The sequence below is a fragment of the Nonomuraea sp. NPDC047897 genome (assembly GCF_043204415.1).
GTDB lineage: Bacteria > Actinomycetota > Actinomycetes > Streptosporangiales > Streptosporangiaceae > Nonomuraea.
The window spans coordinates 307,104-327,697 of the sequence record NZ_JBIDCC010000009.1; the positions used below are offsets into that span (position 1 = coordinate 307,104).

The 20,594-nt window shown below is 73.2% G+C and carries 22 protein-coding genes; 10 read left to right on the forward strand and 12 right to left on the reverse strand.

The window, feature by feature from the left end:
• Positions 1 to 32: 32 nt before the first annotated feature.
• Together ACGF0J_RS22470 and ACGF0J_RS22475 are read left to right on the forward strand one after the other, a co-directional pair.
• Complete coding sequence (locus ACGF0J_RS22470) at positions 33 to 644, forward strand: RNA polymerase sigma factor (protein ID WP_393148751.1); 612 nt, start codon at positions 33 to 35, stop codon at positions 642 to 644.
• Entirely contained in the window at positions 637 to 1,890 is a 1,254-nt protein-coding gene (locus tag ACGF0J_RS22475) for a CU044_5270 family protein (protein ID WP_393148753.1), read from the forward strand. Before ACGF0J_RS22470 ends, ACGF0J_RS22475 begins: the two co-directional genes overlap by 8 nt.
• 185 nt (positions 1,891 to 2,075) lie before the next feature.
• Here the strand turns inward: ACGF0J_RS22475 and rocD are convergent, their stop codons facing one another.
• From rocD to ACGF0J_RS22490, 3 genes are all read right to left on the reverse strand, one after another.
• A complete protein-coding gene (gene rocD / locus ACGF0J_RS22480) occupies positions 2,076 to 3,287 on the reverse strand; it encodes an ornithine--oxo-acid transaminase (RefSeq protein ID WP_393148755.1) in 1,212 nt (403 codons plus the stop codon).
• Between the two features lies 1 nt (position 3,288).
• Complete coding sequence (gene ddaH / locus ACGF0J_RS22485) at positions 3,289 to 4,086, reverse strand: dimethylargininase (protein ID WP_393148757.1); 798 nt, start codon at positions 4,084 to 4,086, stop codon at positions 3,289 to 3,291.
• Between the two features lie 215 nt (positions 4,087 to 4,301).
• A complete protein-coding gene (locus ACGF0J_RS22490; RefSeq protein WP_393148759.1) occupies positions 4,302 to 4,799 on the reverse strand; it encodes an Lrp/AsnC family transcriptional regulator in 498 nt (165 codons plus the stop codon).
• 81 nt (positions 4,800 to 4,880) lie between these two features.
• Here ACGF0J_RS22490 and ACGF0J_RS22495 point away from each other — a divergent pair, with 81 nt between their 5' ends.
• The gene (locus ACGF0J_RS22495; protein WP_393148761.1) at positions 4,881 to 7,235 is read left to right on the forward strand and encodes a GH1 family beta-glucosidase; all 2,355 of its coding nucleotides are present in this window, start codon (positions 4,881 to 4,883) and stop codon (positions 7,233 to 7,235) included.
• 35 nt (positions 7,236 to 7,270) lie between these two features.
• On the opposite strand, the gene ACGF0J_RS22500 is transcribed toward ACGF0J_RS22495, so the two are convergent.
• From ACGF0J_RS22500 to ACGF0J_RS22510, 3 genes are all read right to left on the reverse strand, one after another.
• Positions 7,271 to 8,677: a glycoside hydrolase family 16 protein gene (locus ACGF0J_RS22500; RefSeq protein WP_393148763.1), complete on the reverse strand. Its 1,407-nt coding sequence runs from the start codon at positions 8,675 to 8,677 to the stop codon at positions 7,271 to 7,273.
• 221 nt (positions 8,678 to 8,898) lie between these two features.
• The gene (locus ACGF0J_RS22505; protein WP_393148765.1) at positions 8,899 to 9,618 is read right to left on the reverse strand and encodes a DUF5941 domain-containing protein; all 720 of its coding nucleotides are present in this window, start codon (positions 9,616 to 9,618) and stop codon (positions 8,899 to 8,901) included.
• Positions 9,615 to 11,132 (reverse strand): CDP-alcohol phosphatidyltransferase family protein, encoded by a 1,518-nt coding sequence (locus ACGF0J_RS22510; RefSeq protein WP_393148767.1) that lies wholly within the window; start codon positions 11,130 to 11,132, stop codon positions 9,615 to 9,617. The genes ACGF0J_RS22505 and ACGF0J_RS22510 overlap by 4 nt, the downstream gene beginning before the upstream one ends.
• Before the next feature lie 139 nt (positions 11,133 to 11,271).
• Here ACGF0J_RS22510 and recO point away from each other — a divergent pair, with 139 nt between their 5' ends.
• The 5 genes from recO (at position 11,272) to ACGF0J_RS22535 (ending at position 15,135) form a co-directional block, all read left to right on the forward strand.
• A complete protein-coding gene (gene recO / locus ACGF0J_RS22515) occupies positions 11,272 to 12,006 on the forward strand; it encodes a DNA repair protein RecO (protein ID WP_393148769.1) in 735 nt (244 codons plus the stop codon).
• Positions 12,003 to 12,776, forward strand: a complete 774-nt coding sequence (locus tag ACGF0J_RS22520) for an isoprenyl transferase (protein ID WP_393148771.1) — start codon at positions 12,003 to 12,005, stop codon at positions 12,774 to 12,776. Before recO ends, ACGF0J_RS22520 begins: the two co-directional genes overlap by 4 nt.
• A gap of 13 nt (positions 12,777 to 12,789) precedes the next feature.
• Positions 12,790 to 13,200: a tRNA (N6-threonylcarbamoyladenosine(37)-N6)-methyltransferase TrmO gene (gene tsaA, locus ACGF0J_RS22525; RefSeq protein WP_393148773.1), complete on the forward strand. Its 411-nt coding sequence runs from the start codon at positions 12,790 to 12,792 to the stop codon at positions 13,198 to 13,200.
• 169 nt (positions 13,201 to 13,369) lie between these two features.
• A complete protein-coding gene (locus ACGF0J_RS22530; RefSeq protein ID WP_393148775.1) occupies positions 13,370 to 14,203 on the forward strand; it encodes an NAD(P)H-binding protein in 834 nt (277 codons plus the stop codon).
• Positions 14,204 to 14,244: 41 nt separating this feature from the next.
• A complete protein-coding gene (locus ACGF0J_RS22535) occupies positions 14,245 to 15,135 on the forward strand; it encodes a haloalkane dehalogenase (RefSeq protein WP_393148777.1) in 891 nt (296 codons plus the stop codon).
• 28 nt (positions 15,136 to 15,163) lie between these two features.
• Here the strand turns inward: ACGF0J_RS22535 and ACGF0J_RS22540 are convergent, their stop codons facing one another.
• Positions 15,164 to 15,712, reverse strand: coding sequence for a CGNR zinc finger domain-containing protein (locus tag ACGF0J_RS22540; protein WP_393148779.1), 549 nt, complete (start codon positions 15,710 to 15,712; stop codon positions 15,164 to 15,166).
• Between the two features lie 73 nt (positions 15,713 to 15,785).
• Between ACGF0J_RS22540 and ACGF0J_RS22545 the strand changes: the two genes are divergently transcribed.
• The gene (locus tag ACGF0J_RS22545) at positions 15,786 to 16,703 is read left to right on the forward strand and encodes a DMT family transporter (RefSeq protein ID WP_393148781.1); all 918 of its coding nucleotides are present in this window, start codon (positions 15,786 to 15,788) and stop codon (positions 16,701 to 16,703) included.
• Here the strand turns inward: ACGF0J_RS22545 and ACGF0J_RS22550 are convergent.
• The 5 genes from ACGF0J_RS22550 to ACGF0J_RS22570 are packed head-to-tail and all read right to left on the reverse strand — an operon-like array spanning position 16,643 to position 20,159.
• Positions 16,643 to 17,032 (reverse strand): Fur family transcriptional regulator, encoded by a 390-nt coding sequence (locus ACGF0J_RS22550; protein WP_393148783.1) that lies wholly within the window; start codon positions 17,030 to 17,032, stop codon positions 16,643 to 16,645. The genes ACGF0J_RS22545 and ACGF0J_RS22550 overlap by 61 nt on opposite strands.
• Positions 17,029 to 17,898 carry a metal ABC transporter permease gene (locus tag ACGF0J_RS22555; protein ID WP_393148839.1) on the reverse strand — a complete coding sequence of 290 codons (870 nt, stop codon included), beginning with the start codon at positions 17,896 to 17,898 and terminating at the stop codon, positions 17,029 to 17,031. Before ACGF0J_RS22555 ends, ACGF0J_RS22550 begins: the two co-directional genes overlap by 4 nt.
• Positions 17,898 to 18,701 carry a metal ABC transporter ATP-binding protein gene (locus ACGF0J_RS22560; protein ID WP_393148785.1) on the reverse strand — a complete coding sequence of 268 codons (804 nt, stop codon included), beginning with the start codon at positions 18,699 to 18,701 and terminating at the stop codon, positions 17,898 to 17,900. The genes ACGF0J_RS22555 and ACGF0J_RS22560 overlap by 1 nt, the downstream gene beginning before the upstream one ends.
• Positions 18,702 to 18,716: 15 nt before the next feature.
• Positions 18,717 to 19,709, reverse strand: coding sequence for a metal ABC transporter substrate-binding protein (locus tag ACGF0J_RS22565; RefSeq protein ID WP_393148841.1), 993 nt, complete (start codon positions 19,707 to 19,709; stop codon positions 18,717 to 18,719).
• A gap of 57 nt (positions 19,710 to 19,766) precedes the next feature.
• Entirely contained in the window at positions 19,767 to 20,159 is a 393-nt protein-coding gene (locus tag ACGF0J_RS22570; protein WP_393148787.1) for a DUF6703 family protein, read from the reverse strand.
• A gap of 70 nt (positions 20,160 to 20,229) precedes the next feature.
• Between ACGF0J_RS22570 and ACGF0J_RS22575 the strand changes: the two genes are divergently transcribed.
• Positions 20,230 to 20,517: an antibiotic biosynthesis monooxygenase family protein gene (locus ACGF0J_RS22575; protein ID WP_393148789.1), complete on the forward strand. Its 288-nt coding sequence runs from the start codon at positions 20,230 to 20,232 to the stop codon at positions 20,515 to 20,517.
• The last annotated feature ends 77 nt before the right edge of the window (positions 20,518 to 20,594 follow it).

Consider the following 20,594-nt stretch of genomic DNA (forward strand, 5'->3'; position numbering starts at 1 on the left):
CCTGCCTCTGCGGCCAACAACAGGGTGACCGCATGAGAGAGGACCGGCACGTGGTGAGTGTTCGGGCATTACCCGAAAAGCTGGACGACTCGGAGCTGATCGAGCGTTCGCTGAGCGATCCGGAGAGCTTCGCATCGCTGTTCGACCGGCACGCCGCGGAGATCCACCGGTACGCCGCCCGTCGCCTCGGGGCCGAACTGGCCGACGACGTGACGGGAGAGGTGTTCCTGGCGGCCTTCCGGGGGCGGGCGCGCTACGACCGCGCCTGGCCGGACGCCCGGCCCTGGCTGTACGGGATCGCGACCAAGGTCGTCGCCCAGCACCGCCGGGCCGAACGGCGGCGCAACCACGCGCTGTCCAAGGTGAGCGTCGAACGGCCCGGCACCTTCGACGACCGCAGCGCCGACCGGGTCACCGCCGAGCAGTTGCAGCCGAGGCTGGCCAGGGCGCTGACCCGGTTGAGCGCGGCCGAACGCGACCTGCTGCTGCTCCTCGCCTGGGCCGACCTCACCTACGAGGAGGCGGCCGTCGCGCTGCGCGTGCCCGTCGGCACGGTCCGGTCCCGGCTGCACCGGCTCCGCGTGAAGGTGCGCAGAGCCCTCGGCGGCGCCAACCCCTTCGCAGAGGAGTCCCAGCATGGATGACGAGATCCGCGTCTTCGCGGACGGCCGGCCCGCCGCTCCGCCGTACTCCGACGAGGCCCGCGAGCGGGCCCGCGACCGGCTGCTGCGGGAGGCGCGCGGGCGGGGCGGCCTGCGCCGGCCGCGCCTGGGCTGGCAGGCCGTGGCCGCGTTCGGGATCACGGTCGCTCTGGTCGGGGGCGTGGCCGTGGCCCTGACGGGCGAGAGGCAGGGCCCCGACGCGGCCACCTCCGTGACGCAGACCGGCGTCTCCATCCCCGAACTGGACCCCAAGCCGGGCCAGTTCATCCTGGTGGAGTCGGACACCATGTACGAGTCGCACGCGATCCGCGAGGACGGCGAGACCCGCCACCTCTACCGGACGCACCGCAAGATCTGGCAGTCGGTGGACGGGAGCGCCGACGGCCTCCTGTTGATCGAGGGCCGCGAGCCGAAGCCTCATCCGGGGGAGAAGGACCTGCCGGAGGACGCCGCGAACTGGCGGGGCTCCGACTGGACCCTGCTCAACTCCTGCCCGCAGGACAAGGGGCGGCACAGGGACGACTTCGCCTACCTGAGCACGCTGCCCACCGACCCCGCCGCGATGCGCGACCACCTCTACCAGGGGAGCTCGGGGGCATCCCCGAAAGCGGAGGCCGACGTGCGGGCCTTCCAGGACGCCGTGGAGATCCTGCGGGAGGGATACCTGCCCAAGGAGCAGCGTGCCGCCCTGTACGAGGCGATCAAGTCGATCGACGGGGTGGTCGAGACGCCGGGAGTCGCGGACTCCGCCGGGCGCCGCGGTGTGGCTCTCGGCCGCACATGGGCGCGGACGGGGGTCCACGAGGAGATCATCTTCGATCCTGAGACGCGCATGATGCTGGGCGAACGGACGACGGTCGCGGACGGCAAGACCGCCAAGGCGCCGGTGGGCAGCGTCGTGGCCCACACGGCCCAGCTGAAGGTGTCGGTCGTGGACGATCTGCCCGAGACTCCCGCCGGGATCCAGCGCAGCGACTGCATGCCGGCGCCGACCGAGTCCTCGACGCCGCCGCCCACCGCCCCGCCGTCGGACTCGCCGGCCTCCGCCCGGCCGAGCACGCCGCTGTCGGACGCCCCGGACGCCCCTCGCCCGACGGACGCCCCCGCGGACGGGCCGACGGGAAGCCCCGCGCAGGCATCGGACAGCCCGGCGCCGAGTGCTCCCACCTCGGGTGTCACCGACGGCCCGGCTCCGAGCGCCGCACCGCCCGGCGCCCCGGTCTCCTGACGGGATGCCCGCACCGCCGTGCGTGGGCCGTCCCCGAGGCGAGGTCGGACCCGCACAGCGGAACGGCCCGCGCCACCGGCAGGTCGGTGGCGCGGGCCGTCCGGTCAGTGGCCGCCGGGGCCCGGTGGCCCCGGCTGGTCCGGTGGTCCGGGCTCGGTGGTCCGGTGGTCCGGCGGTCCGGTGGCTCAGCGGCGGAAGGACGCGATGGCTTCGGCCAGCCGGTCCACGGCCCAGAGAAGGTCCTCCTCCGAGATCACGATCGGCGGCGCGAGCCGGATCGTGGATCCGTGCGTGTCCTTGGCCAGCACGCCCCGCTCCATCAGCGCCTCCGACACCTGGCGGCCGGTGGCCAGGGACGGATCGATGTCGACGCCCGCCCACAGCCCGCGCCCGCGCACGGTGACCACGCCGTCGCCGAGCAGCTCGCGCAGCCGCGCGTGCAGCACCTCGCCGAGCCGGGCGGCCCGCTCCTGGTACTCGCCGGTGTTGAGAATCTCGATGACCGCGTTGCCCACGGCGCAGGCCAGCGGGTTGCCGCCGAACGTGGACCCGTGCTGACCCGGCTTGATCACGCCCAGCACGTCGGTGTCGGCGGCGATGGCCGACACCGGGACCACGCCGCCGCCCAGCGCCTTGCCCAGCACGTACATGTCGGGCACCACGCCCTCGTGCTCGCAGGCGAACGTCTTGCCCGTGCGGCCCAGCCCCGACTGGATCTCGTCGGCGATCATCAGGACGCCCTCGGCGGTGCACAGCTCGCGCACCTGCGTGAGGTAGCCGTCCGGCGGCACCAGCACCCCGGCCTCGCCCTGGATGGGCTCCAGCAGCACGGCCACGGTGTTGGCGTCGATCGCCTCGCGGATCGCCTCGATCGACCCGTACTTCACGATCCTGAAGCCGGGCGTGTACGGGCCGAAACCGTCGTGCGCGTCGGGATCGGTGGAGAAGCTGACGATCGTGGTCGTCCGGCCGTGGAAGTTGTCCTCCATCACGATGATGGTGGCCTGGTCCGGCTCGACGCCCTTGACCTCGTAGCCCCACTTGCGGGCCACCTTGATGGCGGTCTCCACGGCCTCGGCGCCGGTGTTCATCGGCAGGATCATGTCCTTGCCGGTGAGGTCGCCCAGCCCGGCGCAGAACGCCGCGAACTGGTCGTGGTAGAAGGCCCGGCTGGTCAGCGTGAGGTTCTGGAGCTGCTGCTGGGCGGCCTGCAGGATCTTCGGGTTGCCGTGGCCGAAGTTCAGCGACGAGTAGCCGGACAGGCAGTCGAGGAACCGCCGCCCCTCCACGTCGGTCACCCACGCGCCGTCGGCCTCGCGGATCACCACGGGAAGCGGGTGGTAGTTGTGCGCGCTGCGGCGCTCGATCACTTCGATCAGCTCTGCGCTGGTGGTCATTCTACTGTTCCCCCCTGATTTCCAGTGTGCAGCACTTCGGGCCGCCGCCGGCCTTGCGCAGCTCCGACAGGTCGACCGGGATCGGCTCGTAGCCGCGCCGCTTCAGCTCCAACTGGAGGTCGGAGGCCTCGGCGTTGATCACCACGTGGGTGCCGTCGCTGACCGCGTTGAGTCCCAGCACCTCCGCGTCGCGGGCGCCGGCGAGCACCGCGTCGGGGAACATCCGGCGCAGCAGCCGCCGGCTGCCCTCCGAGAACGCCTCCGGGTAGTAGCAGACGTTGCGGCCGTCCAGCGGGAACAGCGCCGTGTCGAGGTGGTAGAAGCGCGGGTCCACCAGCTTGAGCGAGATCACCGGGCGGCCGACGAACTCCTGGGCCTCCAGGTGCGCCGCCACGTCCGTGCGGAAGCCGGTGCCCGCCAGCACGACGTCGTCGAGCGTGAGGAAGTCGCCCTCGCCCTCGTTGACGTGCGCGGGCTCCGTCACCTCGAAGCCCCGCTCGGCGAACCAGCGCAGGTAGGCCGGGCCCTCCGGGCCGCGCTGCGGGAAGGCGAACCGGGCGCCGTACACGCGCCGGTCCACCACCAGCGCGCCGTTGGCGGCGAAGACCATGTCGGGCAGCCCCTCGACCGGGTCGATGAGGCTGACGCGGTGCCCGAGCTCCTCGTAGGCCGCCTTCAGGCCCTCCCACTGCCGGATCGCCACGTCGCGGTCGGCACCCGCCGCCGGGTCCATCCACGGGTTGATCGCGTACTCGACCGCGAAGTGCTCCGGGCGGCACATGAGGAAGTGTTTGGGCATGCGGGACTCCGTCATCGTCGTTCAGGGGTGTGGGTACACGGAGGGTGACGGACACAGCCTAGGAATCCACGTTCGCGCAGGCCAGGGATTGACATTGCGTCTTGGCGCAGGTCCGTTGCGCATTCGGGCGGGCGGCGCCCGATCCGTTGCGCCGTCCGCGCCCCACCCGTCAGGACGCGCCCCGGCGGCGGCGCAGGGGCGGCTCGGCGGGCGGCTCAGGGGGCGGTTCCGTGGGCGGCCGGCGAGCCCGTACGGGCGTCCGGCACCGCCGCGCCAGGGGGCAGGTCGATCAGCCTCGACAGCACGATGGAGCTCTTCGTGCGCACCACGAACGCCTCGGCGGCGATGCGCTCGATGACCCGCTCCACGTGCCGCACGTCCGTCGCCCGGATGTGCAGCAACGCGTCGGCCTCGCCCGTGATCGTCGCCGCCGCCACCACCTCCGGGAACTTCGCCACCGCCACGGCGATGTCGGACGGCTTCGTCTTGCCCTGGCAGAACAGCTCGACGTACGCCTCGGTGGTCCAGCCCAGCGCCCGCGGCGCCACCCGGGCGCTGAAACCGGTGATCGCCCCCGTCTCGCGCAGGCGGTCGACCCGGCGCTTGACGGCCGACGCGCTCAGCCCCACCTGATGGCCGATCTCCGCGTAGGTCGCGCGGGCGTCCTCGACGAGTGCCGCGATGATGTCACGATCAAGCTGGTCCAGTTCCACGCGCCCTGTATATCGCCTAGCCGCGCCACGACGCGACGAGGCAGACTGGGCGCCGCCAGAGTCGCCGAAGGGTTGTCACACATGAGTACGGCACGGTTCCCCGAGGGGTTCGTGTGGGGAGTGTCCACATCCGCCTACCAGATCGAGGGGGCCACCGCCGAGGACGGCCGCGGGCCGTGCATCTGGGACACCTTCGCCGGCGGGCGCAACGGCGATCCGGCCTGCGACCACTACCGGCGCTACCCCGAGGACGTCCGGCTGATGAAGGACCTGGGCCTGACGGCCTACCGGTTCTCGGTGAGCTGGCCCCGGGTGCTGCCCGAGGGGCGCGGCCGGGTCAACGGCAAGGGGCTCGACTTCTACGACCGGCTGGTGGACGCGCTGCTGGCCGCCGGCATCGCGCCATACGCCACCCTCTACCACTGGGACCTGCCGCAGGCGCTGGAGGACCGGGGCGGCTGGACCGCACGCGACACGGCGGGCCACTTCGCCGACTACGCGCGGACCGTGCACGCCCGGCTCGGCGACCGCGTCGACACCTGGTTCACCGTCAACGAGCCGTGGGTGGCGGCCTTCGTCGGCCACGCCTCCGGCGTGCACGCCCCCGGCCGCCGCTCGCCGGCCGACGCCTTCGTCGCCGCTCACCACATGCTGCTCGGCCACGGGCTCGCGCTGGAGGGGCTGCGCGCGCAGGGCGCCGCCAAGGCCGGCATCGTGCTGAACCTGTCGCCCGTGCTCACCCCCGCCCAGCTCGCCGACTTCTCCCTGCGCCCGCCGGAGGAGGACGCCGAGGCGGTGGCCCGGATCGACGCCCTGCACAACCGGCAGTTCCTGGAGCCCGTCCTGCGCGGCCGCTACCCCGAGGAACTGCTGCCGCTCGTGGCGCGCACCGCCGGGCTGGACCACGTCCGCGACGGCGACCTCGACGTCATCGGCCGGCCCATCGACCTGCTCGGCGTCAACTACTACGCCCCCATCGCGGTGCAGGCCCAGCCCGGCGCGCCGGCCCAGCCCGACTTCCCGGGCAGCGAGGGCGTGCTGTTCTGCAGCGTGCCGACCGCCGTGACCGCGATGGGCTGGCCCATCGTGCCGAGCGGCCTGTCCCTGGTCCTGCGGCGGCTGGCCGCCGACTACCCCGGCACCGAGCTGATGATCACCGAGAACGGCGCCGACTTCGAGGACGTCGTCACCGCCGACGGCATCCACGACGTCGACCGGACCGGCTTCGTCGAAGAGCACCTGCGGGCCCTGCGCATCTCCCTCGACGAGGGCGTTCCCGTGCGCGGCTACCTGCTGTGGTCGCTGCTCGACTGCGTCGAGTGGGCCGACGGCTACCGGCGCAAGTTCGGCATCGTGCACGTCGACTTCGCCACCCAGCGGCGGCGGCTCAAGGACAGCGCCCTGTGGTACCGCGACGTCGTCCGGCGGGGCGGGCTCGGCGGCGAACGGCCGAAGCGGCCCACGCTGGAGACCGTCGCGGCCCGCGCGAACGTCTCCCGCGCCACCGTCTCCCGCGTCGTCAACGGCGAGGCGTCGGTCAGCCCGGAGGTCCGCGCCACCGTGCTGCGGGCCGTGCAGGAGCTCGGCTACGTGCCGAACGCCGCCGCCCGCAGCCTCGTCACCCGCCGCACCGACGCGGTCGCCGTGGTGCTGTCCACGGCCGCGCATCGAGGTGACGCCCTGCTCGCGGCCGTCGTCCGCTACGTCACCAGCGTCCTCGAAGGGGCCGGCAAGCAGATCACGCTCATGCTCGCCGACACGGCCGACGGCCAGCGGCGCGTCCAGCGGCACGTGGAGGCGAGGCAGGTGGACGGGGTGGTGCTGCTGCCGCCCGACGGCCACGGCCCGCTCGCCGAGCGGCTGGCCCGCACCGGCGTGCCCGTCGTGCTGCTGGGCAAGCCCGCCATCGCCTCGCTCGTCCCGTACGTGGACGCCGACCACGCCGGCGGCGCGGCGGCCGCCACGGCGCACCTGCTGGAGCGGGGCCGTCGCCGCATCGGCGTGATCTGCGGGCCGATGGACCTGACCGCCGTCCAGGACCGGCTGGCCGGCCATCGCGCCGCGCTGGCGGCTGCGGGGCTGCGGCCCGTACTGGAGCCGGCGGGCCACGACCGGGACTCCGGTGAGCAGGCCGCCCGGCGGCTCCTCGCCGACCACCCGGGGCTGGACGCCGTCTTCGCCACCTCCGACGACCTGGCGATCGGCGCGCTGCGCGCGGCGCGGGAGGCGGGCCGCCGGGTGCCGGACGACCTGGCGGTGGTGGGCTTCGACGACATCGACGCGGCCTCGTGCACCGCGCCGCCGCTCACCACGGTCCGGGTGCCGGTGACGGACCAGGCGCTCGCCCTGGCCCGCCTCCTGCTGTCGCGCCTCGACGGCCGGCACGCCGCCCCGGTGGTCCTGCCGGCCCGGCTCGTCGTACGCGACTCCTCCTGAGCGTTCCGTCCGGCCGGGGGAGCGCCAGTCGCGCGCTAGTCGGAGAAGGTGAACCAGTTGACGTTGACGAAGTCGGCCGGCTGCCCGCTGGTGAAGGTGAGGTAGACCGTGTGCCTGCCCGTCACCGGCGAGATGTTGGCCGGCACGGTCCGCCAGCTCTGCCAGCCGCCCGTGCCGGCCACCGCGAGGTCGCCGATCGGCGGGGCCGACGGGCTGCCCAGCCGCACCTGGACGAGACCGCTCACCCCGCCCGCGGCCCCGGACGCCACCCGCGCGCGGAACTGGGTGGCCGGCCTGCCGCCGAAGTCGACTCCGTCGAAGCGGAGCCAGTCGCCGTTGCCGATCGCCCCGACGTTCTGGCCGCCGCCCGTGTCGGTGGTGGCCTCGATGATGGTTCCCGACTGCGCCTGGTGGCTTTCGGCCTGGATGGTCGAGCGGGCGTCCACGCCGCCGGGGACGGTGGGCGTGACCGTGGGCGTCGGGCCGGGGCCGCCGCTCTGCCACACCGCCACGTAGTCGACGACCATGGGCCTGCCGGGCACGGTGGCGGCGGTGGGCGTGCCGAAGCCGGCCACGCCGTTGGGGAAGGCGCCGCCCATGGCCACGTTCAGCAGCAGGAAGTAGCCGGCGTGGCCGGTCATGGCGGTCCAGGTGGCCGCGTCGAACTGGGACTGGTTCAGGCTGTGGAACCGCTGGCCGTCCACGTACCAGCGCAGCTCGTTGGGGGTGACGCCGCGGTCCCACTCGAAGCGGTAGGTGTGGAAGGCCGACTGGCAGGTGGAGCCGGGGCAGGCGCGGCTGGCGCCGAGGCCGTTGGTCTCGTTGCACGGCCCGCCGGGGTTGACGCCGCAGTGGAGCACGGCCCAGACGGCGTTGAGGCCGTTGACGTTCTCCATGATGTCGAACTCGCCGATGCCCGGCCAGTTCCAGTAGTTCCCCCGGTACGGCGAGCCGAGCGCCCAGAACGCCGGCCAGTAGCCGAGGGCGGCCTGGCCGGTCACGTCGGGCATCTGGATGCGGCCCTCGATGCGCAGGACGCGGCCGTCGGCGGGCTTGAAGTCGCTCCGCCTGGTCTCGATGCGCGCGGACGTCCACGCGCCGGTGGCGCTGCGCCGCGGGGTGATCCGCAGGTTGCCGGCGCCGTCGAGGGCGAGGTTGGCGGGGTCGGCCGTGTAGTTCTGGATCTCCCCGGTGCCCCAGTTGGCGGGCCCACCGGGGTAGTTGTGGCCGGTGTCGACGATCCAGTTCGCGGCGGAGGGCGGCGAGCCGGCGGAGCCGTCGAAGTCGTCGGACCAGACGAGCGACCAGCCTGAGGGCGTGGGCGGCACGGCGGCGGCGGCGCTCACGGCGACGTGCACGAGGAGGGCGGCCATGGTGGCCAGGGCCACGGCCAGGGCCGCGAGGCGCCTGCGGGGTGTGGAGAGGGAGGGGCGGGATGTCATCGCTTGCTCCTGGGGGGGTGCGGAGGCGGACAACCGAGAGAGCGCTCTCTCGCGGAGGTAAACACAGTCGTCGACGCCGTGTCAAGCGGCCCGGTGTCAAGCCACCCCGCTCGTGCCACCCCGCTCGTGCCGTCCGCTCGTGCCGTCCGCTTGGGGCGGAAACGCGACAGGCGCCGACCCCTGTGCGGGGCTCGGCGCCTGTCGTCGGGCGAGGAGCGGGATCAGCCCTTCTCGGCCTCGCCGGTGGCCTGCTCCAGCGCGTCCTCGGGGGAGGCCTCCAGGTCCTGCTCGGCGTCCGCGCCGGCCTGCGCCGACGCCTTGTCCAGCCGCACCCAGCTCGTGACGCTCTCCACCGCGAAGAGCACGAACAGGTACGCCGTCAGCACCGCGAGCACGACCGTCAGCCAGCCGAGGGCCGCGCCCACGCCGATGATGAGCAGCCGTACCTCCCAGCCGAGCCCCGCGTGGAACACCCACGCGGGCGGCCAGATGCTCTGCCGTGTCCGGTAGACGGTGTCGTAGGTGTGGTAGCCGACCACGTAGACGAGCACGAACAGCAGCCACTTGGGCGCGTCAGCCGCCAGGCCCACCGCGATGATGGTGAGGAACTCGGTGCCGCGCAGCAGCGGCGGCGTGAGCCAGTCGAGGCGGCCCAGGTGGTCGCGGGGCGCGGTCGGCAGGATGAGCACGATCGCGACCAGCACCGGGACGAGGACCATCGGCCCCGGCTCCAGCAGGCCGGAGGCGGTCACGGCGACGACGGCGACGAGGGCGGCGAGCGTCGCCGGGACGGGCGGCAGGCCCTTGCCGAGCCGCCCGGCCAGCACGTGGACGAGCGGGCCGTCGTCGCGGTAGGCGAGCAGCCGGGCGGTCTGGACGCGGCGGCGTTCCTCGTCGGGGTCCGGCGTGGGGGTGGCGGCGGCCTGCGGTTGGGTGATCATGCGAGCGACCTCATGAGGCGTCCGGTGAGGGTGTAGACGGCGGCGACGGCGCCCCAGACCACCAGCGTGAGGAAGGTGATGCGGGCGTCGAAGAGGGCGGCGGTGATCGCGATGGCCGCGAACCGCTCGCCGATGGGGAAGACGATCATCTTACGCGCCCAGTGGACCGCTCGGTACCGGCCGGCCTTGCTCCACATCTTCAGCAGGCCCCGGATGCCGTGGCTGCGCTCGACCTTGCGGCGCTCCAGGGCCTCGCGCAGATCGCGGTCGTCGGGCGCGGTCAGCGGCAGCGTGGGCAGCTGCGCCGGCGGCTTGCTGCGGCGGTTGGCGATGCCGAAGGAGAAGTCGAGCAGGTGACGCACCGACTGCAGGCCGATCGCCGCCAGGGCGAGGATCCAGATGTCGTCGCCGTTGCCCGACACCACCCAGCCGATCGCCAGACCGGCGAAGACGACGTACTCCTTGAACCGGTCGAACGTCGCGTCCAGCCACGCGCCCAGCACGCCGAACTTGCGGGCGTAGCGGGCGACCTGCCCGTCGACGCAGTCGAACACGAACGCGAAGTAGATCAGCACGCCGCCGAGCACCATCCACGGCCGGTCGCCCGTCGCGAAGCATGCGGCGGCGAGCACGCCCAGCGTGATCGAGATGAGCGTGACCTGGTTGGGCGTCAGCCCGCGGCGAGCCGCCCAGCGGGCGATGAAACGCGAGTAGGTGGAGACGAAGTAGGTGGTGAAGAAGCCGTCGGCGCCCTTGACCGCGTTGTCGAGCCGGGCGCGGTCCTCGTCGATGCCGCTCATCACGGCGACGGCCTCGTCGAGGTCCTCCTGGGAGGCGATGCGGCGGTAGTAGAGGTCGCGGCGGCCCCGGCTGCCGACCGACACGCCCTTGCGCACCAGGCCGAACACGATGAGCTGCATGAGGTCGTCGTCGGGGCCGAACTGATCGGCCACGGCGGCCAGCTCGCGGCAGGTCTCGGCCAGCACGGGCGCGTTGCGCGCGCTGACGTGCAGCGGACCCAGGATCACCGCGTTGGGCCTGGTGACGGCGTGGTGGGCGGTGCCGACCGAGACGATCCTGGACCTGCCGCGCCGCGCGCGCACGGGCAGCCCCTCGTGCCTGCGGTCGCTGATCTCCGGCTCGGCCTCTTCGATCGGGATCTGCTCCTCCCGCTCCGCCTCCTCCTCGGTGAGCTCCGGCCGGGGCTCCTTGGCGATGAGCGCCAGCACGCCGCGCTTCGACTTGGTGATCTGGTAGATCAGCTCGTCGTGGATCACGGAGTTGTCGGGGATGAGGAACAGGCTCTCCGTCGCCGAGTCGGCGACGTCGGCGAGGTGGCGCAGCGCGGCGGCCAGGTCGCCGGACGCGATGGTGGCGGGCCGCGGATCCAGGGAGAGGATCTGGCTGCGTAGCCGCTCGGCCACGGTGGGGGCGCCGGGCAACACGGCGAGCCTCAGGCCGGTCGGAGCGGTGTCAGGGCCGGGCGAAGAGCCCAGCAGGACCACGCGGGTCATGACTCCCTTTCGAGGCGGTTGCGGGGGGTTGAACAACAGACAATGCGGGACAGGCGTCTGAGTCTAGTGAGAGTTGCACAGAGTCGCGTCACTGACGCAAGTCCGTAACACAACGGCTGCGCGGCCCTAAGATGGGCGAGTGAGTCTCTACCGTGACGAAGGCGTGGTTCTGCGCACGCAGAAGCTCGGCGAGGCCGACCGCATCGTCACCGTCCTCGCCCGGCGCACCGGCAAGGTGCGGGCCGTGGCCAAGGGCGTGCGTCGCACCACCTCCCGCTTCGGCGCCCGGCTGGAGCCGTTCACGCACGTGGACGTGCAGTTTCACACGGGCCGCACGCTCGACGTCGTCACGCAGGCGGAGACCATCAGACCTTACGGCGAGGCGCTGACCGCCGACTACCCGCGCTACACGGCGGGCAGCGCCATGCTGGAGACCGCCGACCGGCTCACCCACGGGGAGAAGGAGCCGGCGCTGCGGCAGTTCCTGCTGCTGGTGGGCGGGCTGCGCACGCTGGCCGACGGCAGCCATGAGGCGCGGCTGGTGCTCGACGCCTACTTCCTGCGCTCGCTGGCGGTGGCCGGTTACGCGCCGGCGCTGGAGGCGTGCGCCAAGTGCCAGGCGCCGGCGGTCCGGGCGTTCGCCATCGTGGCGGGCGGCGTGGTGTGCGGCGCCTGCAAGCCGGCGGGCGCCGCGGTGCCGGCCGCCGAGACGATCGGGCTGATGACCGCGTTGCTGCGCGGTGACTGGGCGGTGGCCGACGCCTCCGAGCAGCGCCATCGCAGCGAGTGCAGCGGCCTGGTCGCCGCATACCTGCAATGGCACCTGGAGCACGGAATACGCTCTCTTCGACACGTAGAGAGGGAGCCAGCTTGAACGTCCGACCGCCGTCCCCGCACCCGTCCGGGGCGACTCCGCCGCCCATCCCGCGGGATCTGGTGCCGCGCCACGTGGCCATCGTGATGGACGGCAACGGCCGCTGGGCCAAGGCGCGGGGCCTGCCGCGCACCGAGGGGCACAAGGCGGGCGAGGCGTCCCTGTTCGACGTGATCGAGGGCGCGCTGGAGCTGGGCATCCCCTACCTGAGCGCCTACGCCTTCTCCACGGAGAACTGGAAGCGCTCACCCGACGAGGTGCGCTTCCTCATGGGTTTCAACCGCGACGTCATCCGGCGCCGCCGTGACGAGCTCAACGCCATGGGCGTGCGGGTGCGCTGGGCGGGCCGGCCGGGCCGGCTGTGGAAGAGCGTCATCGACGAGCTGCGCACGGCCGAGGAGATGACCGTCGGCAACCGCACGCTGACCCTGCAGTTCTGCGTCAACTACGGCGGCCGGGCGGAGATCGCCGACGCCGCGGTCAAGCTGGCGGCCGACATCGCGGCCGGCCGCGTCAAGCCGTCGAAGGTGAACGAGAAGGTCTTCGCCCGCTACCTCGACGAGCCCGACATCCCCGAGGTCGACCTGTTCGTCCGCTCGTCGGGCGAGCAGCGCTTCTCCAACTTCCTGCTGTGGCAGTCGGCCTACGCCGAGATGGTCTTCCTCGACCGCCTGTGGCCCGACTTCGACCGCCGCGACCTGTGGGAGGCGTGCGAGATCTACGCCAAGCGCGACCGCCGCTACGGCGGCGCCGTCCCCAACCAGGTCTAGGCGAGGTCCAGCCGTGGACGGCTACCTGGTGCGGCCCATCGGCCGGGTCGAGTCGCCGCTGAGCGACCTCGCCCAGGCGCCCCGGCAGGGCGACGAGGGCGCGCCGGCGGCGTGGCTGGTGTTCGCCGACCGGGTTCGCGACGGCCTGCGCGACCTGCGGCCCGGCGACGACGTCATCGTGCTCACCTGGCTCGACCGGGCCCGGCGTGACGTCCTCGCGGTCCATCCGCGCGGTGACCGTGCCCGGCCGGTCACGGGCGTGTTCAGCACCCGCTCACCCGACCGGCCCAACCCGGTGGGCCTGCACCGCGTGCGCGTCCTGGCCGTCGACGGCACGCGGGTGCGGGTGAGCGACCTCGAAGCGCTGGACGGCACCCCGATCGTGGACGTCAAGCCGGTCCTCGACCGCGACACCGAACGCTAGCGGCCGTCCCCGGGCGGCCGGCCGGCCGGTGCCGCGCGGGTCAGGTCGTCGGCCGGGTCCGAACGTTCTTCGCGGCTTGCGTGTGAGTCAGCTAACTGACTATGGACGGAGCGGGAGGTGTGCGCTAGGGTCCTTGTGAGTCGGACAACTAACTAATAGAGGTGAAGCCGTGATCGTCGTGACAGGAGCCACCGGGAACGTCGGCGGGGAGCTCGTACGGGTGCTGGCGTCGGCGGGGGAGCGGGTGACGGCGGTCTCCCGCCGTCCGGCATCCCCCCAGGACCCGGCGCGACCCGAGCCGGGCGTGACGCGCCGCAGGGGTGACCTCGCCGAGCCGGCCGGTCTGGGCGGAGCGCTGGCCGGGGCGAAGGCGTTGTTTCTGCTCGTCGCGGGCGACGACCCGCGGGGCGTGCTCGGCGCGGCCGAGGCCGCCGGCGTCGAAAGGGTGGTGCTGCTGTCCTCCCAGGGCGCCGGCACCCGGCCGCGGGCGTACGCCCACGCCGCGGCGTTCGAGACCGCCGTGCGCGGGTCCGGCCTCGACTGGACGATCCTGCGGCCCGGCGGGTTCGCCTCCAACGCCTACGCCTGGGCCGAGGGCGTCCGGACCCGGCGGGCGGTCGCCGCGCCGTTCGGCGACGTCGCGCTGCCGGTCATCGACCCGTCGGACATCGCGGAGGTCGCCGCCGCGGCGCTGCGCGAGGCCGGGCACGTGGGCCGCACCTACGAGCTGACCGGTCCGGCGGCGGTCACCCCCCGGGAACGGGCGGCGATGATCGGCGAGGCGCTGGGGGAGCCGGTCGCCTTCACCGAGCAGACGCGGGCGCAGGCGCGGGCGCAGATGCTCGCGTTCATGCCGGAGCCGGTGGTGGACGCCACCCTCGCCATCCTCGGCGAGCCGTCCGCGGCCGAGCGCGCGGTCAGCCCGGACGTCGCCGCCGTCCTCGGCCGCGAGCCCCGCGCCTTCGCCGACTGGGCCGCCCGCAACCTGGCCGCCTTCCGATGACCCGCCCGCGTCATGCGACCCGGCACCTGACAGGATCCGACATGCCCGTCCAGCACGTACTCGACTCGACCATCTCCTACCGGGAGCGGGGCGCAGGCACCCCGATCGTCTTCCTGCACGGCAACCCGACCTCCTCCCACCTGTGGCGGCACGTGCTGCCGGCCGTCGGCGACCCGGGACGGCTCCTGGCGCCCGACCTGATCGGCATGGGACGCTCCGGCAAGCCGGCGATCGACTACACCTTCGCCGACCACGCCCGCTACCTGGACGCCTGGTTCGACGCGCTCGGCCTCGACGACGTGGTGCTCGTCGGCCACGACTGGGGCGGCGCGCTGGCCTTCGACTGGGCCGCCCGCCATCCGGGCCGGGTGCGCGGCATCGCGTTCACCGAGACCATCGTCAAGCCCATGTCGTGGGAGGAGTTCCCCGAGGGCGGCCGGCCGCTGTTCCGGGCGATCAGGACGGAGGGCGTGGGCGAGGCCATGATTCTCGACGACAACGCCTTCGTCGAGCAGGCGCTGCCCGCCACCGTCGCCGTCCCGCTGGCCCCGGACGACCTCGCCGCGTACCGGGAGCCGTACCCGACGCGCGAGAGCCGGCTGCCGCTGCTGCGCTGGCCGCGCTCCATGCCGCTGGACGGCGAGCCGGCCGACGTGGTGGCCAGGATCGAGGCGTACGGGAGGTGGCTGGCGGCCAGTGCCGACGTGCCCAAGCTGCTCATCGTCTTCGAGCCGGGCCCCGGCGTGATGATGGGACCGGAGACGTACGCGTGGTGCGCGGCGAACATGGCGGCGCTGGAGATCGACCGGCGGGACGCCGTCGCCGGCCACCACACCCCCGAGGACCAGCCCGGCGCCATCGCCGAGGCGGTCGCGGCGTGGGCCGACCGGCACGGCCTGCGTGGCCCCTCCGGCCGCCGGGGGCGGCCCTGACGGTGGCGTCCGGGCGCGGGGCCGGGGGTCAGGCGCGGCGGCGGGCCCGGTAGGCGGCCACGTGCATGCGGTTGCCGCACGTGCGGCTGTCGCAGTAGACGCGCGACCGGTTGCGCGACTCGTCCACGAACACCCGTTCGCAGTCGGGGGCCGCGCACGTGCGCAGGCGCTCCCACTCGCCCTCCACCAGCAGGTGGGCCAGTGCCACCCCGCAGTCGGCCGCCAGGTGCTCGGCCAGCGTCGCGTCAAGCGCGAAGTAGTGCATGTGCAGCGGATGTCCGTCGTGCTCGGTCAGCCGGGGCGTGATCCGGGTCTCGGCGAGCAGCACGTTGAGCAGCCGCACGGCGGTCGGCTGGTCGGGCGCGGTGAACACCCGGTGGAACGCCTCCCGCACCAGCCGCACCTGGCCGAGGTCACGCGTCGTCAGCGTGCTGATGCCGCTGACCTGCCGCGCCTGCACGAAAGCCTGCAGGTCGGCCAGGCCGGTCAGATCGTCGTCGCCGCCGGTCGAGGGAGAGGTGTTGACCAGCTCGACGACGGTGGCCAGCGAATAGACCGTGTCATGGCCAAACGGCATGTTGACTCCTGTCGGGACCGGATTCTAGCGTGGTCGCAGCGTATCTCTTGTCAGAGCTCTCGGGGGTCGGTCTGTGGGTGCACATCGCCGTATCGCGCTGATCGCGACAGCCGGTGCACTGATCATCTCCACCTCCGGGCCCCTCGTGCGGCTGGCCGAGGTCTCGCCCGCCACCTCGGCGCTGTTCCGGTGCGCGTACGCGGTCCCGCCGATGATCGTGCTGGCCTGGCTCGAACGCCGCCGGCTCGGCCCGCTGCGCGGCAGGTCACTGGCCTTCGCCTGGACGGCGGGCGTGCTGTTCGCGCTGGACCTGCTCTTCTGGCACCACGCGATCGACTACGTCGGCGCCGGCCTGGCGACCGTGCTGGGCAACCTGCAGGTGTTCATCGTCGCGTTCGCCGCCTGGGCGCTCTTCCGGGAGCGGCCGTCGAACCAGTTGATGATCGCGACGCCGGTGGTGTTCGCCGGCGTCGTGCTCATCTCGGGCGTCTTCGACTCGGCCGCCTACGGCTCCGACCCGATGCTCGGCGTCCTCGCCGGTGCGGCCACGTCGGTGGCGTACGCGGCCTTCCTGCTGCTGATGAAGGCGGGGCCGCAGCGCTCGGCGGGCCCGCTCGCGCACGCCACCGTCGTGGCCACCGTGTCGATCGCGGCGCTGAGCCCCCTGTTCGGGGGCGCCGACCTCACGCCCGGCCGACCCGCGCACGGCTGGCTGCTGCTGCTCGCGCTCGGCCCCCAGGTGCTCGGCTGGTCGCTGATCACGTACACGCTGCCCAGGCAGCCCGCGGCGCTCACCGCGCTGCTCCTGCTCGTGCAGCCGCTGACCACCGTGGTCCTGGCCAAGGTGCTGCTGGCGGAGGACCCGTCGCCGCTGCAGCTCACCGGCTGCCTGGTGATCGTCGCCGGGGTGCTGTACGGCTCGCGCCGCGCTCAGCCGGCCCGCACCGACGCCGAGCAGGACGAGCAGGTGCCGAAGACCTCGACCGTGTGAGTGATCTCGGTGAAGCCGTGCTCGCCGCCGATCATCTCGGCCCAGCGCTCGACGGCCGGCCCGGCCACCTCGACCGTGCGGCCGCAGCGGCGGCAGACCAGGTGGTGGTGGTGGTCGCCGCTCGCGCACGCGCGGTAGACCGACTCGCCGTCGTCGGTGCGCAGCACGTCGACCTGGCCGCCGTCGGCCAGCGCCTGCAGGGCGCGGTAGACCGTGGTCAGGCCGATCTTGGCGCCGTGCTGGCGCATCTCGGCGTAGACGTCCTGCGCACTGCGGAAACCCTCGCTCCGGCGGAGGGTGTCGTGGACGGCGTCGCGTCTGGTCGTCATGCAGCCTCCTCGACGCGGTTGGGGTGCTCGCTCACCGTGGACTCCTGGGGTCGGCCTCGGCGTACGAATCTACCGACACCGAGCGCCAGGACGAAGCCGGCGAGGGCGAGGAGCACGATGGCGGCCCCCGGGGGCACGCGGGCCGACATGCTGGAGGCCAGCAGGCCGCCCACCGCGGCGACCACGCCCAGCACCATGGCCAGCGCCATCGTCGAGCGGAAGCCCCGGGTGATCTGCTGGCTGGTCGCCACTGGGATCACCATGAGCGCGCTGACGAGCAGCAGGCCCACCACGCGCATCGCGATGACCACGGTCAGCGCCGCCGTGACGGCGATCAGCAGGCTGAGGAAGCGCACCGGCAGGCCGCTGGCCCTGGCCATCTCCTCGTCCTGGCAGAGCACGAACAGCTCCCTGCCGAACACCGTGACCACGCCGACCACCGCGACGGCGAGGCCGCCGATGATCCAGATGTCCTCGCGGGTCACGCTGGCGATGGCGCCGAACAGGAACGAGTTGAGCTTGGTGCTGCTGCCGCCCGGCGCGATGCCCATGAGCATGACGCCGCCCGCGATGCCGCCGTAGAACATCAGCGCCAGGGCCACGTCGCCGCTGGTGCGGCCGCGTGCCCTGACCAGCTCGATGGCCACCGAGCCGGCCACGGACACCAGGACGGCCGTGATGATCGGCGCGGTGTCGGTCAGGAAGCCGAGCGCGACACCCGTCAGCGCCACGTGCCCGATGCCGTCGCCGAGCAGCGCGAGCCGCCGCTGCACGATGAACGTGCCGACGGCGGGCGCGCACAGTCCCACCAGCAGCGCCGCGACCAGCGCGAGCCGGAAGAACTCCGCGTTCAGCAATTCGCCGATCATGCCTCTCCCTGCCAGCCGGTCAGCGGCCCCACCGAGGCCCCGCCGCCGAGCGGGCTGCCCGGCTCCGCGGGCGCGTGCGGGTGCACGTGCTCATGCCCCGGCCTGGCGCACTCGCCCTCCGGGCGGGGCGGCGGCCCGTCGTGCGCGATGCGGCCTTCGCGGACCACGACGCCCCGGGTGACCAGCGGCTCCAGCGGGCCCAGCTCGTGGGCGACCAGCACGATGGTCTTGCCTTCGAGCACCAGCGTGGCCAGCGTGTCGGCGAGCAACTGCTGGGTCTCGGCGTCGACGCCCGCCGTGGGCTCGTCCATGACGTACGTGTCGGGCTCCCCGGCCAGCGCGCGGGCGATCAGCACCCGCTGCTGCTGGCCGCCGGACAGCTCCTGCACCGGGTCGCCCGCCCGCCCGGCCAGCCCGACGGACTCCAGCGCGCCCGCCACCGCCGCCCGGTCGGCGGCGCTCGTCCGGCGCAGCCTGCTCTGCCGGGCGATGCGCCCGGAGGCCACCACCTCGCGGACCGTGGCCGGCACGCCGCCGCCGACCTGCAGGCGCTGCGGCACGTAGCCGATGCGCCACCACTGGCGGAACCTCGCCGGCGGACTGCCGTACACCAGGGTCTGGCCGCCCGACAGCGGGATGAGGCCGAGCAGGGCGCGAACCAGCGTCGACTTGCCGGAGCCGTTGGCGCCGAGCAGGGCGACCACCTCCCCCGGGCGCACCGTCAGGTCGACACCCCGCAGGATCGGCCGCCGGTCGAGGGTGACCCGGCCGCCGGTCATCGCGAAGGCGGTCTCGCTCATGCGTTCATCCCTTGGTCAAGCCGTGCACCCCAGGGCGGTTTGCAGGCTTTTGAGATTGTCCCTCATCGCCGACGGGTAATCGCCGGACGGCTTGCTCTCCAGCGGGTCCAGCACCGCCGTCCGGGCGCCGACCTCGCTGGCCAGCACCTCGGCCACCTTGGGGTTGACCAGCGCCTCGGTGAAGATCGTGGTGACCTTGGCGTTCTTGGCGGCTGTCGCGACCTGGGCGAGCCTGGCCGGCGACGGCTCCTGCTCGGGGTCGAGCGTGATGCCGACCTGCTGGAGCTTGTAGCGGTCGGCGAGGTAGCCGAACGCCGCGTGCGCGGTCACCATCGTCCTGGTCGTGCAGGTGGCCAGGCCCTTGGAGAACTCCTGGTCCAGGGCGGTCAGGGCGCTCGCCGTGCGGGCGGCGCGGTCCTTGTAGCCCTGCGCGTGCGCCGGGTCGGCGGCAGCCAGCCGCTCGCCCAGCTTGGTCGCGACCGTGGCCAGGCGCGACGGGTCGAGCCAGATGTGCGGGTCGGCGGCCTCGCCCTCGTGGTCGTGCGCCTGCTCGCCCTCCTCGTGGCCGTGGGCCGCGTCCTCCTCGTGGGCGTGGGCGTCCTCGCCCGCGGGCAGCGTGGTCACGGCGGTCGCGGCGTCGAACGACGTCTCCGGGGTGACGGCCTCGTCCACGGCGGGCTGCACGCCCTTGACGTAGACGGTCAGCGCGGCGTTCTGGAGCTGGGCCACCTGCTGCGCCCCGAGCTCCAGGTCGTGGGGCTCGACGCCCGGCGCGGTGAGCACCGACACGGCGGCGTCCGGGCCGCCCACCTGCTCGCTGAGCCACTGGAGCGGGTAGATGGCGGCGACCACGGCGGGACGGCCGTCCGGGTCGGACGACGAGGACTGCGACGAGGACTGCGACGAGGTCTGCCCGGAGGTCTGCGCGGAGCCGGACCCGCACGCGGCGGCGGCGAGCAGCGCGCTCCCTGCGACGAGACCGGCCAGCATTCGGGGCGTTCTGGACATCACGCCATCAAGTATGCGGAAAATGAAAACGATTGTCAAAATTAGGGTGGCTACCGCCTAGAACGCCCCGAACCGGTCAGCCGCCAGGACCAGCAGGAACGCCAGCATCGCCACCCGCAGCACCCGCCCGCCCACGCCCAGCGACGGCCACGACAGATAGGCCAGCCACCCCACGAACGCCAGCACCGGCAGCACCGCCACCGCGCCCGGCCAGCCGCTCACCGCGAAGCCCGCCAGCAGCAGAGCCACCAGCACGGCCGGCGTCACCCACCGGGGCACCTGGGTGAACAGGAAGGTCATGGGCGTCGCGCTGCGCGCCTCCACGGCCTTGCGCAGGCCGGTCGCGCCCGGCGTGAAGAACTGCTCGCCGGCGGGCAGCGGGCGCCGGGCGCCCTTGGGCCCGCGCGCCCGCCCGGAGCGGACGTCACGGCGGTCTCGGTCGGTGGCCACGGCCCGAGCCTAACCCTCGGGCCCGCCGGAATCGCGCAGCGGTGCGACAACGTCTGACATCCTGGGAGGCGTGCTCGCCGTGATCCGTTACACCGTCCCCGAAGCCCAGTCCCAGGACTTCGTCAAGCAAGGCCACGCCATCCTCGACACGCTCGCCCTCCAGCCCGGCTACCTGCGGGGCAGGCTGGCCCGGTCGGTCGACGAGCCCAACCTGTGGGCCCTGGTCAGCGAATGGGAGGGCGCCGGGTTCTACCGCAGAGCCCTCTCCGCCGCGCGGATGACGATGTATCCGCTCATGATTCTCATGGTCAACGAACCCAGCGCTTTCGAGGACGTCTACACGCAGGACAGGGCGTAGCGATACTCCCGCGCGAGGGCCGCCCCATGTCCCCTAAGCTGAGAGTTCATTCATCGTTCGTTCCCCTCGCCGACCTC

Coding starts and splice junctions, on each gene's coding strand:
- ACGF0J_RS22500 (WP_393148763.1), bottom strand. CDS start 8,677: ATGACATCCCGCCCCTCCCTCTCCACACCCCGCAGGCGCCTCGCGGCC.
- rocD (WP_393148755.1), bottom strand. CDS start 3,287: ATGACCACCAGCGCAGAGCTGATCGAAGTGATCGAGCGCCGCAGCGCG.
- ACGF0J_RS22560 (WP_393148785.1), bottom strand. CDS start 18,701: ATGAGCGAGACCGCCTTCGCGATGACCGGCGGCCGGGTCACCCTCGAC.
- ACGF0J_RS22565 (WP_393148841.1), bottom strand. CDS start 19,709: ATGTCCAGAACGCCCCGAATGCTGGCCGGTCTCGTCGCAGGGAGCGCG.
- ACGF0J_RS22535 (WP_393148777.1), top strand. CDS start 14,245: ATGCCCGTCCAGCACGTACTCGACTCGACCATCTCCTACCGGGAGCGG.
- ACGF0J_RS22470 (WP_393148751.1), top strand. CDS start 33: ATGAGAGAGGACCGGCACGTGGTGAGTGTTCGGGCATTACCCGAAAAG.
- ACGF0J_RS22510 (WP_393148767.1), bottom strand. CDS start 11,132: ATGACCCGCGTGGTCCTGCTGGGCTCTTCGCCCGGCCCTGACACCGCT.
- ACGF0J_RS22495 (WP_393148761.1), top strand. CDS start 4,881: ATGAGTACGGCACGGTTCCCCGAGGGGTTCGTGTGGGGAGTGTCCACA.
- ACGF0J_RS22505 (WP_393148765.1), bottom strand. CDS start 9,618: ATGATCACCCAACCGCAGGCCGCCGCCACCCCCACGCCGGACCCCGAC.
- ACGF0J_RS22540 (WP_393148779.1), bottom strand. CDS start 15,712: ATGCCGTTTGGCCATGACACGGTCTATTCGCTGGCCACCGTCGTCGAG.
- ACGF0J_RS22550 (WP_393148783.1), bottom strand. CDS start 17,032: ATGACGACCAGACGCGACGCCGTCCACGACACCCTCCGCCGGAGCGAG.
- ddaH (WP_393148757.1), bottom strand. CDS start 4,086: ATGCCCAAACACTTCCTCATGTGCCGCCCGGAGCACTTCGCGGTCGAG.
- ACGF0J_RS22475 (WP_393148753.1), top strand. CDS start 637: ATGGATGACGAGATCCGCGTCTTCGCGGACGGCCGGCCCGCCGCTCCG.